General features: G+C 49.4%; 7 protein-coding genes. 1 reads left to right on the top strand and 6 read right to left on the bottom strand.

The window, feature by feature from the left end; genetic code table 11:
- Nucleotides 1-245: 245 nt before the first annotated feature.
- From BLQ88_RS17910 to BLQ88_RS17885, 6 genes are all read right to left on the bottom strand, one after another.
- The gene (locus BLQ88_RS17910) at nucleotides 246-1,673 is read right to left on the bottom strand and encodes a DUF1501 domain-containing protein (protein WP_090152890.1); all 1,428 of its coding nucleotides are present in this window, start codon (nucleotides 1,671-1,673) and stop codon (nucleotides 246-248) included.
- Between the two features lie 187 nt (nucleotides 1,674-1,860).
- Complete coding sequence (locus tag BLQ88_RS17905; protein WP_090152887.1) at nucleotides 1,861-4,170, bottom strand: DUF1549 domain-containing protein; 2,310 nt, start codon at nucleotides 4,168-4,170, stop codon at nucleotides 1,861-1,863.
- Nucleotides 4,171-4,491: 321 nt separating this feature from the next.
- Nucleotides 4,492-5,997 carry a RagB/SusD family nutrient uptake outer membrane protein gene (locus BLQ88_RS17900; protein WP_090153169.1) on the bottom strand — a complete coding sequence of 502 codons (1,506 nt, stop codon included), beginning with the start codon at nucleotides 5,995-5,997 and terminating at the stop codon, nucleotides 4,492-4,494.
- Nucleotides 5,998-6,008: 11 nt separating this feature from the next.
- Nucleotides 6,009-9,185, bottom strand: a complete 3,177-nt coding sequence (locus BLQ88_RS17895; RefSeq protein WP_090152884.1) for a SusC/RagA family TonB-linked outer membrane protein — start codon at nucleotides 9,183-9,185, stop codon at nucleotides 6,009-6,011.
- 614 nt (nucleotides 9,186-9,799) lie between these two features.
- Nucleotides 9,800-10,189 carry a helix-turn-helix transcriptional regulator gene (locus tag BLQ88_RS17890; protein ID WP_090152881.1) on the bottom strand — a complete coding sequence of 130 codons (390 nt, stop codon included), beginning with the start codon at nucleotides 10,187-10,189 and terminating at the stop codon, nucleotides 9,800-9,802.
- Nucleotides 10,190-10,432: 243 nt separating this feature from the next.
- Nucleotides 10,433-11,248, bottom strand: coding sequence for a 2,3,4,5-tetrahydropyridine-2,6-dicarboxylate N-succinyltransferase (locus BLQ88_RS17885; RefSeq protein ID WP_090152880.1), 816 nt, complete (start codon nucleotides 11,246-11,248; stop codon nucleotides 10,433-10,435).
- A 391-nt stretch (nucleotides 11,249-11,639) separates the two neighbouring features.
- On the opposite strand from BLQ88_RS17885, the gene gap reads away from it, so the two are divergent.
- The gene (gene gap, locus BLQ88_RS17880) at nucleotides 11,640-12,653 is read left to right on the top strand and encodes a type I glyceraldehyde-3-phosphate dehydrogenase (protein ID WP_090152877.1); all 1,014 of its coding nucleotides are present in this window, start codon (nucleotides 11,640-11,642) and stop codon (nucleotides 12,651-12,653) included.
- Nucleotides 12,654-12,661: the final 8 nt, after the last annotated feature.

Raw genomic sequence — 12,661 nt, 5'->3', positions numbered from 1 at the left:
AAGTAACATTTATGCAATAGTAGAACGAATGCGAGAAGAGACTGTCCTGCTCTGTCTGGTTTTGATTAATATTTAATTAACATGAGTTTTTTGGACATATCTTATATCGGACATAGTTCGTCCGTCCGTTCGCGGGCTGGCGACGGTTGCTGACAGATAACCCAAAAGTGGTGAGGTAGTAAGAGGTAATAATCCCGCCGGAGGCCCGATTAGCGGTTTTCTCCGGCGGGAAATGCAGGTAATGTTTACGAAAGCAGCTCCTTCACAGCCAAACCTTTGCCGTCCGGCGTGGTATAGAATGGCCGTTTCTCGATTTCGTATTGCGTATCCGGCGGAATGCCCAATGCATGGTAAATCGTCTGGTGAATGCCGTCGACTTTCACGGGATTCTCAATGGTTTTGCAAGGGCGCTCGTCGGCGGTTTTTCCATAGACAAAGCCTTTTTTAATGCCGCCGCCGAACATCAGCATTGAGCAGCCGTCGGTGAAATGGCGGTGCATTCCGTAGAATTTGAGGTCTGAGAGGATGTCGGGCTGAGCGACCTGCTCCTTCACTTTCGCGTCCGGGCGGCCTTCCACCATCATGTCGCGGCTGAATTCACTGGCGAGCACTACCATCGTGCGGTCGAGCAGGCCCTTTTCGTCGAGGTCTTTGATGAGCTGGGCAACGGGTCCGTCGATTTGCTTTTTCATATCCTGCAAACGCGTATGGCCGTTTTCATGCGTATCCCAGCCTTTGAACGGCTCATATTCGGTGGTGACGCTGATGAAGCGCGCGCCTTGTTCTGTCAGGCGGCGTGCAAGCAGGCACCCCAGGCCAAAACGGCCGGTATTGTAAATGTCGTAACTCTTTTTAGGCTCGGTACTCAGGTCAAATGCTTTGGATTCGGGCGAGTTGAGCAATGCGTAAGCCTGCTCCATCGACCGTTTCAGTGACTCGCGCTGGTAGTCGCTGCCGAACTCTCCTACCGGGCTGTTGTTGATCAGCTCATTGTACAGCTGGTTGCGGCGCTCGAAACGTTTTGCGTCCATTCCCACGGGCGGGCGCACGCTATCGAGGCCCTGGCTCGGGTCGGGAATGAAGAATGGACCGAACTCATTGCCGAGGAAACCGGCGGTATGGAATGCTTTCAGCTCTTCGGCTTCGCCTACCGTGAACCGTTGGCCAATGTCGACGAATGCCGGGATCACCGGATTTTTCGGGCCGAGTTCCTTGGCAATCCACGAACCGATGTGCGGTGCGGCAACGGTCTGAGGCGGCTCGTAACAGGTATGCCAATGGTACTGGTGACGCGAATGCAGGATGTGCCCCATGTCGGCCGCGACGTACGAACGGATGAGCGTACCTTTGTCCATCACCTGCCCTATCGACTGCAAACCGTCGGAGAAATGGATGCCGTCAAGCTTGGTCGGGAGCGATTTGAATGTGCTCAGAACGCGGTTGCCTTCCATGTCTTTTTCGAATGGCGTGTACACTTTCGGATCGAAAGTTTCCGTGTGCGCCATACCGCCGGCCATCCATAAAAGTATCACTGTGTCCGCCGAAGAATTGGCTCCCGCCTTGCCCCTGCACGAGGTAAGCAGGTTTGATATGGGCGCTCCGGCTGCCAATGCTGCCATGGTGGCTGCGCTGGCCCTTTGCAGAAACTCCCTCCTATTCCACTGGATATTCATTTCTTATTTTATTTTAAATGATTGTATTTCAATAAGTTATATTTGTTATCTTTTTATACTTTAAATACTTTTAATATTTATAAATAATACTAAAATTTTAAATCTTACTATATTTTATAAATGCTGTATCTGTATTTAAAGTGCCATTCATTTGATATTATGAATATGTGTGATTTATATTACACATTTAATATATCAACTGAAATTCCGGAACGAGCGCGATCGCCCAAACCAGGTCCTGAATGCCTTCTTCGCTCGGTGTCGGGCCGAGTATTTTCTTGGCGGCCGCGAGCTCTTTCGGTACAGGCGAACGGCCCAAGGCCTTCCGGTAAAGTGCCGTCACGAGCGAGTCGGACGTCGGATATTGCGACTTCCAGGTCTTCGCTCCCGCTTTAAGTGTCGCGGTAAATTTCGACCCGTTGGTCAGCTCCAATGCTTGAAGCAGGTTTGCCTGAGACGTGCGGCCGGTGCTCACCGTCTCGCGGTTCGGGCGACCGAGCGAAGTCAGGAACGGATCGTTCTTCACGAATGCCGCGCGCGGGAATGGCAGGCGTGACTGGATATCTTCCGGAAGCTTCTTCAATGCAAGCGCGGTATCGGCGTACATCGGCGTGAAGCTCGTGCTGATCGCGTCGGCGAATTGTTCGGCGGTCAGCCTTCTGCGCACCATACCGGTAAATTTGTAGTCGTTCGCCATAATGTCCCCCGCTTCCTTTGCCGACGTGGACGGCAGTTGATAGGTCTTCGAGGTGACAATGGTGTAAATCAGTTTTTTGACATCATAACCATTCGTCACGAAATCCGACGCCAGCCAGTCGAGCAGGTCCTGGCTCCATGGCATATTGTCCATTGCATCCACCGGCTCCACAATGCCACGGCCCATCAGCTGAGCCCACACACGGTTCACGAGCGTGCGGTACAATCTTCCGTCTTTCGGTTGTACCAGGAAGTCGGCGAGCTGGCGAAGGCGTTTTTCAGTATCCGCATTCACCTCTATCTCGCCGAGTTCGGGGTATAGCATACGGGTTCCGGCGATTTTACCGGTAGGCTTATCGCAGCGGTTGATTTCAAGTAGTGTATCGGCAAAAATGTTGGCAAATGCGTAAGCGTCGGCCAGTTTCCAGTCGCTGATGAAGCTGTCGTGGCAGGAAGCGCATTTCAAATTCAAACCTAAAAATACCTGGGCTACATTCTGCGCAGCCTGCATTTCGGTGCGCTGGCTGGAATTGATCGTTCCCCGCCATTTGATACCCTTGATAAAACCTTCTGATTCTTTATTCGGGCTGATCAGCTCCTTCACAAACCAGTTGTAAGGCTTGTTGTCGAGCAAGCTGGCGTAGAGCCATTTGGAAATACCAAAGCGCCCGCCGGTAATGTAGCCGGTACCGTCGTAGTCGTTCCTGAGCGCGTCGTTCCAGAATGTCATCCAATGCTGGGCGTAGGCGTCGTTCTGGTTGAGGAGCTCTTTCGCGAGCTGTTCACGCTTGTCGGGACGGGTGTCGGCCACGAACGCATCCACTTTTTCCGGTGTCGGAAGCAGCCCGGTAATGTCAAGGGAAACACGGCGGATATAGGTGCGGTCGTCGACAACCGGTTTCCAGCTGCCTTTATTTTTTTGGAAATACGCATTTACAAAAAGATCGACCGGCTTATTCAGTTCGGCTGTTGCAGCAGGTACTTGCGGCGCCCGCGGACCAAGCTCAGCCACACGATAAATACTCTTTTCCTTGCCATCCGGCCAGGGAGCACCTTTCTCAATCCAGTATGAGAGGATTTTAATTTCCTTCTCCGTCAGGCGCTTGCCTTTGGTAGGCATTGCCTCCTTGTCGCCTTTGGGAAGCGAAATGCGGCGGATCAACTCGCTTTTATCAGGATGATTCGGCACGACTACCACGCCATCTTCGCCGCCTTTCATAATGGCGTCTTTACTATCAAGGCGCAGGTCGCCTTTCATTTTGGTTTCGCTGTGGCAGCTGTAACAGTTGTGCGCCAGGATCGTCCTGACTTCCACATTCAGGTTTTGTATTTGCTCGGCACTTAATGCACCATTGTTAGTCAGTACAAAATCAGCCTCGGTCGCTCCTTCCGGCTCCACTGGTTTATCACCGCCGGGCAATACGCTCGACAAGTAGTCTTCACCGTGCGTGAGCATTGCGCCGTAGTGGCCCGCGAACGACACGCCGAATACCGTCGTCAAAAGCAACCCGCGGAACAAGCTCCTGTTGCCGGAACGCAATGTGAATGCGGTAACAAGGGAAAGCACCATCGTAGCGATACCCGCCCAACGGTGGATTTCAAGATTGGTACCGCTGGAATCTTCGGAGCTGGCCAGCAGCAGCCCGAATGCGACCGCAAGTACGGCACTTCCCGCGCTGATCCACGTGATAATGCGCGTACCATCGCGCAGGACTGTCGACTTGTGCTTCCAGTCGATGAGTTCAAAAAGCAATCCAATGCAGAGTAGCCCAATGGGAAAATGGACCAGTAAAGGGTGCAATCGTCCTAAAAATTGCCAAAGCCAAAATGTTTCGGTTGATTGGAGTAACACAAGTTCAAGGGGTTAGTGGTTCAGGAATACCGGTGACGACATTCCGCAATATCATACAATACTAAAATGCAGCGAAGGGAATAGTATCCTGTTCTGTCTTGCTGTAAATGATAAATATTCATGAATTTCTAAAATGGTTTATATAAATGCGGATTGGAGTACAGAAACGCCAATTAGGACTATAACGTTTTTCTTCCCGGATTAGTTATAAAATTTAACAGGAGAGACATATTCGATGTCTCTCCTGTGCATTAAAAACACTAAACCGGATTAGTAACCGGGGTTCTGAGCCAGTTTAGGGTTGATCAGAATTTGCGGCGCGGGCAAAGGCAGGAAGTACTCGTTCTCGGTATAGACATAGTCCGTCGAGTTGAATGGTACGTTACCTCTGTCCACGGTCGGCTTCGCGCGTTCCTGCGCACCATGTGCATTCATGAATGCTGCCCATTCGGCTGGTGTTTTGGTCCTTTTCAGATCAAACCAGCGGTGGTTTTCGAACGCCAGTTCCAACCTTCTTTCCTTCAAAACAGCCGTTCTGAACGCTACTTTATCCGTAATGGCGAGGTCGGCCAGCCCGGCGCGTTTCCGGATCTGGTTAACATACCCCAAAGCTTCCGCATTCGCGCCGGACTGCTCGTTGATCGACTCGGCTAGCATCAGCAATACATCCGCATATCGGAGCACCGGCCAGTTGGTATTCGTCCGGTTCACGATCGTGTGCGGGTAGTTGTATTTGAAAACGTACGGTACCGGATAGACCTTGCCATCCAGCGTGAAGTCGGGTTTTAACGAAATATCCTTACGCAAATCCCCCTTTTCGTAGGCCGCCATGATGTCGTTGGTCGGTACGTTACGGCCGCCGTTCGAGCCGGCTGTGTAGCCTGTCACGGCACCTTTCGACACCCGCGGCGCGAAAACATATTCGAAGTTGCTCCATTCGCCAAGATCATTATCGCCCTGGTACTGGATTTCGAAAATCGACTCCACGCCGTTTTTCTTGGCCGGGGACGGATCGAAATTGTCGGCGTAGTTAGCATTCAACGCATAACCGAGCGTGGTAACCTGTTTCAAAGTGGTGACGGCGTCGGCGTACTTCTTCTGCGTCAGGTACGATTTGCCCAGCAAGCTCAATGCGGCGCCTTTGGTAGCGCGCCCCTTGTCGGCGGCGGCGGCATATTTGTCCGGCAATGCTGCGGCTGCTTCTTGCAGGTCTTTCTCGATCTGCGCCCATACTTGCGCCTGAGGCGAGCGTACGAGGTCGAATGCGGGATCGGGCGTATCGAGCGTGGATGTTACGATAATCACATCGCCGAAGTATTGCACCAGGTTGAAATAGAGGTAGGCACGCAGGAATTTGAGCTGCCCTTCCACCTCCTTGCGCCCATTGTCGGTCATGGTAGCAGCCACCATTTTCTCCAACGTCAGGTTGCAGTTGTACATCGTGGCGTAGTAGTTGTTCCAAAGCGTATTGATCTCGCCATTTCCGGAGTTAACTGTCCCGAATTCAAATGCTTCCCAGCCGCCGGCACCACCGCGGTCCGACGGGTTCAGGTCGATGGTCGTGTTATCCGTTTGAAATTCACCAAACAAATAACCCGTGTTGGTGAGCGTTTGTACCTGGCTGTAAACGCCATTCAGCGCCTGTTTTACCTGTTCTTCATTTTTGTAAAACACATCGACACCCACCTTGGTCGGGTCTGTCTGGTTGAGGAAATCTTCGCTGCATGACGACAGAAACAGTGCCAGAGCAATTCCCAGTATCGTTACTTTTTTCATCTTCGTCATTTTTAGAAGTTAACTTTAATACCTGCTGAGAATGTTCTGGGCACCGGATACGACTCGTCGTCGTTGTTGAGCTCGGTTCCGCCACGCACACCCGCATCAGGGTTGTTACCCGGATATTTGGTGATCAGCAACAGGTTCGCTGCATTAATGAAGACCCGCGCATCGGAAAGAATACCATCCACTTTGGGGAGCGTGTAGCCGATCGTCACATTCTTGATCCAGGTATGGCTTCCGTCGTACACATAGCGCTCGCTGCTCTCGCGTGACCATTTGAAATAGTCGGTACCCCCCTGTGAATTCTTGGCATTGGGGTTTGATCCCGGGTTTTCAGCTGAACGCCAACGATCTTTCGCCTTTTCGAGTACGTTGAAAACACCGTCCATATTCATCGTAGAAGCTTCGATGTTCCGGTAAATGTCGAATTTGTGCGCTCCCATCAGGAGAACGCTTACATCGAAGCGCTTGTAGTCGGCGCCGATCGTCCATCCCCAGTTGAATTTCGGGTTAGGGTTGCCGATTTCGGTCATGTCTTTGGTATCGTAGGAAACGATGCCGTCAGGACCGCCATCCGCGGCTCCGTGGAGATCCGCAAACTTCATAGCACCCGGCACGGCACCCTCCTGCAATGGAGCAGCGTCTATTTCCGCCTGGGTGTTGAAGATACCCAGCTTTTTGTAACCGAAAATCATACCGATCGGCCGGCCAACCTGCTGAATGTTGTAACCGCCATACTGGCTTCCTTGCAGGATGAAATCGTTCTGCCCGCGGATTTCCAGGATCTTATTGCGGTTGAAGGTGATGTTTGCATTGGTTCTGAAACTCACCTGACCGATTTTTACCCGGTAACTACCCGCGATTTCGACACCCTGGTTTTGCACTTTACCCAGGTTTTTGAGGGTCGATGTAAACCCGGAAACTGCCGGAATATTATAACCCAGCAACATGTCGTCTGTGATCTTTTTGTAGTATTCCACTGTAAATACCAGACGGTTGTTGAATGTCGCCAGATCGAGACCAATGTTCAACTGGTTGGATTTTTCCCAGGTCAGTTGCGAATTGGCGAAACCGGATACCGTTTTACCGGAAGCCAGCGCATTGTTGAACACGTAGTTGTTCAGACCAAGGAATGCAAGACTGGCGTAGTTACCGTCGTCGGTTGCATTTTGCCCTGTGCCAAAGTTGTTGTTGGCAGTCACCCGGTACGTGTTGTTACCCGTCATACCCCAGCTACCACGGAGTTTCAGGTCTGTCAACCATGCTGCTTTGGGAATGAATGGTTCTTCCGACAACCTCCAACCTACGGATACCGCGGGGAAATTACCGAATTTATGGCCTTCGCTGAAACGCGAGCTACCCTCCCTGCGGAATGATGCGGAGAGGAGGTAGCGGTCTTTGAATGAGTAGTTCAAACGAGCCAGGTAAGCGAGCATCGTCCATTTACGCTCGATGGAGTTGGACGAACGGATGGTTGCATTACCGAGGAATGGCGCAAGGTCGTCGGGGAACGTATTACCGGCGCCATACAAACCTTTCACGATTTCCTGCTGGGCCGTATAACCGAGCATGGCGTCCAGGTGATGGTTCTCCCCAAAGTTGACATTATAGGTAAGTAACTGGTCAGCAGTGTAGTTACGCAGCTCTTCCACATCGTCGCGCTCGCTTGCGATACGCGGAGGCGCGCCATTCGTGCCGGTTGCGATGGCCAGACCAATCGTAGAAGGAACATATTCCTTGTACTTGTTATAATTGATCTTTGCATTCACCGAAGTCCTGAATTTCAATCCTTTGGCGATATTGAACTCAATGTAACCGTTGGCCAGCACATCGGCGATGTTACGGTCGCGGCTGATAGCCTTGAGCAGGTAAAGCGGGTTTGGAAAACCGAAAATATCACCTACACCATTGTAGTAAGGGATCAGATCGCCCTTCTCATCGTAGGCCGGATAACGCGGGTCGCTGATCAGCGTAAGGCCGACCAACGCGCTGCGACCATCCGTGGCAGCCAGGCTCGAACGAGAATAACTTCCGGCAATATTTACACCCATGGAAATGAACTTGTTAACGTCACCGGAAAGGTTGGTACGAATGGAAGCCCGGTCATAATCGGTGTATTTTAAAGCACCTTCTTCCTTGTAATAGCCGATGGAGACCATTGATTTGATAGGCCCTTTTCCGGACGACAGCGACAGGTTTACATCTGTGTAAGGTGCATTGTTGTTCAGGATGAGGTCGAACCAATTGGTAGAATACTTGGTATCGCCAGGGCTACGGAAATCCAGGGGTATCTCTTCAACGCTCGGCTGCCGTTTGTTAGCCAGCACGAAACGTCCGATAAAAACCTCCTTCTTGAACTGCGCGAAATCCTGGCCGTTCAGCACTTTGGTTTTCCTGGAATCGGGTACATTCTGGATACCATAATCGACCGAAATGTTCAGGTTGGTTTTGCCTTCCTTGGCCGATTTCGTGGTAATCAAGACCACACCATTGGAACCACGGGCACCATAAATGGCCGTAGAAGCCGCATCTTTCAGCACGGTGATGGTTTCGATATCGTTCGGGTTAAGGTTTTGACCGACCGAGATACCGACCGGAAACCCATCGATAACATACAAGGGATCGCTACCGGCACCAAGCGAGCTGATACCACGGACCTTCACTTCAAATTGCTGGCCCGGCGTACCACTTTTCTGTTTGATGATCACCCCTGGCGCCTGGCCCTGGATCATCCGGGTAACGTTCGACTTGGGCACTTCACCGATATCCTCCATGTTGATGTTGGAAACGGCCGAAGTAATGTCGCGCTTGCGCTGGGTACCGTAACCCACCACCACTACTTCTTCCAATGCTTTGTTATCCACGGCTAATTGAACGTCCAAAGTAGTTTGATTTCCGACTGTAATCTCTTTTGGTACGTACCCGACAAAAGAAAAAACTAAAACCGGGCCGCCCGTTTCGGGTACATTGATGGTATAACGGCCTTCGGCGTCGCTCACGGTTCCGGTGCTGGAACCTTTCACAACGACGCTTACCCCCGGGAGCCCGGCGCCATTTTCATCGGTAACTTTTCCGCCGAGCGACCGGTCGGCGGTCACCAGAATCGGATATTTCATCGGTGCGGCAATTGCCGGTGCTTCACAGAAGCCGGCGAACGCTACACCTAATAATACATGGCCGAGCATCAGCTTACGGAGCGGACGCAGTCCTGTATCGAATCTTAATTGTCGAGGTTGATTCATACGTTTAGGATTGGAATAGTTAATAATTTGTTTGCAAAATGGTGCTCATGCTTTGGTTCTCTTCATATGCGCGGGTTTGAGTGGAACATGGTGGCCAGAATGGCCGGAACGGGACAATAAATTCAAACCTGTTGCCGGGAGACAATTGATTGACCTTAACATACATACACATCACTATGTTTGATATGTACAATTAATGATTTGAATTATATTATTTTACAATAGTATCGGTATTTGGAGTCGCTACTATCCTGTGCTGTCCGGTATACTTTGAAAATTATTAGTCGGGAACGAAAAAAATGCCATCAGCCCCGGCGCGACTACTTTCGCCCAGGTAAGCTGATGGCATACAGTGAATTCCTGTTGAATGGAAATGCTACAAAATCTGAGGGGAAGATTTCATAGCACAAGATGGGAAATCCGAGATGGCCGCAAACGAGGCCAGGCTACTTGAAGGTTTTATATTGAGTGATGACGGTTATCCTAATACGTTTTGTGGATCAAGGCGTTGCTTTTACTACACATTCCATATTTTTGAATTTCATTCCCGATTTTTCTCACGCGTGCTTGTACTCCTGAAAAGTGCCGTCAGAATAGAAAATAAGCACTTTTTCTATTTTTTTCTCAGGTAAAACAACCGGTTTCTCCTTTACGAGGTTTGGTTGTGCGGGTTGTGGCGCGGAAGTTACTTTTTTGCGCGATTCTAAGACCGGTTCATTTGCCGGCTCCGGTGCTATTTCCGGTAATGGTTCGTCATCGAGAATCCAACTGATACCCAAATCGGGAAACCGCTTCACAATCTTCTGCACCATGTCAAGGCTCGGCTTGTTTCGTCCGGCAAGTATATGCGACATGCTCGAACGTTGTATCCCGATCTCATCCGCGAAAAGTGAAGGGGTGATATTTTTGTCAACTAATATCTGTTTGATTTTATCGGTCAAGTCCATGCTGTGGTTTATGATTGTCAATACAAATGTAAATCACAATGAAGTAGTAAACAATTGAAATTTGTAAATATCTAACTTCCTTAATTTAACTATGTAATTAATAAATGTTACATCCAGTTGAATGAACGTTTCGTAGGCGTTGTTGAGAATTGTAAATGACAGATTTGGGCAAAAAAATAAGTGCGACACGAAAAGATTTCATGCCGCACCCAGGTTTAATTATTCGGAAGATTTCCGGTAGAACTACACTGCTACGCTATTGTCGCGGAGTGCGTCGTTCAGGGAAGTTTTAAGGTCTGTGCTTGGTTTACGCTTGCCGATAATCAGCGCACAAGGTACGTGATAAGTACCAGCGGCAAATTCTTTGGGCAGTGTTCCAGGGATCACTACGGAGTCCTCAGGCACATATCCTTTGTATTCCACGGGCTCGCTACCGGTAACGTCGATGATCTTTGAGCTACCTGTAATCGTTACGCCAGCGCCCAGAACCGCTCTTTTGCCTACGCGTGCACCTTCGACAACGATACAACGAGAGCCGATAAATGCGCCGTCTTCTATGATAACGGGAGCTGCCTGAACCGGTTCGAGCACCCCTCCTATTCCTACGCCGCCACTCAGGTGAACGTTCTTGCCGATCTGCGCGCAGCTTCCCACCGTCGCCCAGGTATCGACCATTGTACCTTCATCTATATAGGCGCCAATGTTTACATACGAAGGCATGAGCACTACTCCTTTTGAAATATAGGCACCGTACCTGGCCACTGCCGGTGGTACTACCCGTACGCCAAGTTGCTCATAGCCCGATTTTAGTTTCATTTTATCGTGGTATTCGAAAATCCCGACTTCGCTAATCTGCATTTGCTGGATTGGGAAGTAAAGGATGATCGCTTTTTTTAGCGCTTCGTTTACGAGCCATCCGCCATTAGCATCCGGTTCGGCTACGCGAAGCCTACCCTTATCCACTTCTTCAATTATTTCACGTATAAAACTTTTTGTGGACTCCTCTTTTAATAATTCACGGTTGGTCCAGTAATTCTCAATTTGTTCAGTAAAATTCATGTTAAAGCAAAAGATTAATAAATGACATTTAATGCTCTGTTTTATAGAAACTTACGTGTATGATAAGAATAAAATTCTTTAAAATCATTATGGACCGCGAGTGCAAAAACAAAGCGTTAATACAAGTATAATCCATAATAAGATAGCATCAAAATCGAGCCTGGGAGTGCTATAACAATACAGTAAGTAACAATAGACAGTTAATGCATACTATTTAAATTAGCAAATCCAAAACCTGAAATACTAACTAATTGGCTATTTTCTGGGTATTTTGCTAAAAATGGTAGCTATTCTCTCTCTTGATTACTTCTCTGCTTATATTTCCCTCAATCCTTTTCATCCGCGTACATTTTTATTAATATTGCGGCTGAAATAACCAATCTACCTCGATATGTCAAAAGTAAAAGTCGCAATCAACGGATTTGGCCGCATCGGCCGCCTTGTTTACCGTCAAATCTACAACATGGAGGGCATCGATATCGTAGCCATCAATGATTTGACCAGTCCAAAAGTATTAGCACATCTTCTCAAATACGATACTGCACAAGGACGTTTCGATGCTGACGTTAAGTCGACTGACAACTCAGTTGTCGTTAATGGCGAAAACATTGTAATCTACGCACAACGTGACCCCGCACAAATTCCCTGGGCACAACACGATGTAGACGTAGTACTTGAATGTACAGGCTTCTTCACCAGCGCAGAGTCTGCAAGTGCACACATCAAAGCGGGTGCTAAAAAAGTGGTTATCTCCGCTCCTGCTACCGGCGACCTGAAAACAATCGTTTTCAACGTGAACCACGACATCCTCGACGGTTCTGAAACCATCATCAGCGGTGCTTCATGTACTACCAACTGCCTTGCTCCAATGGCGCAGGTATTGGAAGACAAATTTGGTATCGTGAACGGCTTGATGACTACCATCCACGCCTACACCAACGATCAGAACACCCAGGATGCACCGCACCCGAAAGGCGATTTGAGAAGAGCGAGAGCTGCTGCTCAGAACATCGTTCCAAACAGCACTGGTGCTGCGAAAGCGATTGGTCTGGTATTGCCTTCATTGAAAGGTAAACTCGACGGTTCTGCACAACGCGTTCCTACTCTCACAGGTTCACTCACTGAATTGACAGTGGTTTTGGGCCGCGAAACAAGCGTTGAAGAAATCAATGCTGCCATGAAAGCTGCTGCTAACGAGAGCTACGGCTACACTGAAGATGAAATCGTGAGCAGCGACATCATCGGTATCAGCTACGGTTCACTTTTCGACGCTACGCAAACACGCGTTCAGAAAGTAGGTGACGTTCAGCTTGTTAGAACTGTTTCTTGGTACGATAACGAGATGTCATATGTATCTCAGCTCGTAAGAACTGTTTACTACTTCGCTGGTTTGATCCAGAAGTAATAACATAC

Source organism: Dyadobacter soli, assembly GCF_900101885.1.
In the GTDB taxonomy this organism is placed as follows: Bacteria; Bacteroidota; Bacteroidia; order Cytophagales; family Spirosomataceae; genus Dyadobacter; species Dyadobacter soli.
The sequence above is the reverse complement of the archived record's forward strand: the minus strand, read 5'-3'. Positions and strand labels throughout refer to the sequence as shown.

Excerpts from the sequence above, each read along its gene's own strand:
- BLQ88_RS17910 (WP_090152890.1), bottom strand. The coding sequence starts at position 1,673 with ATGAATATCCAGTGGAATAGGAGGGAGTTTCTGCAAAGGGCCAGCGCA.
- BLQ88_RS17900 (WP_090153169.1), bottom strand. The coding sequence starts at position 5,997 with ATGAAAAAAGTAACGATACTGGGAATTGCTCTGGCACTGTTTCTGTCG.
- BLQ88_RS17895 (WP_090152884.1), bottom strand. The coding sequence starts at position 9,185 with ATGCTCGGCCATGTATTATTAGGTGTAGCGTTCGCCGGCTTCTGTGAA.
- BLQ88_RS17890 (WP_090152881.1), bottom strand. The coding sequence starts at position 10,189 with ATGGACTTGACCGATAAAATCAAACAGATATTAGTTGACAAAAATATC.
- BLQ88_RS17885 (WP_090152880.1), bottom strand. The coding sequence starts at position 11,248 with ATGAATTTTACTGAACAAATTGAGAATTACTGGACCAACCGTGAATTA.
- gap (WP_090152877.1), top strand. The coding sequence starts at position 11,640 with ATGTCAAAAGTAAAAGTCGCAATCAACGGATTTGGCCGCATCGGCCGC.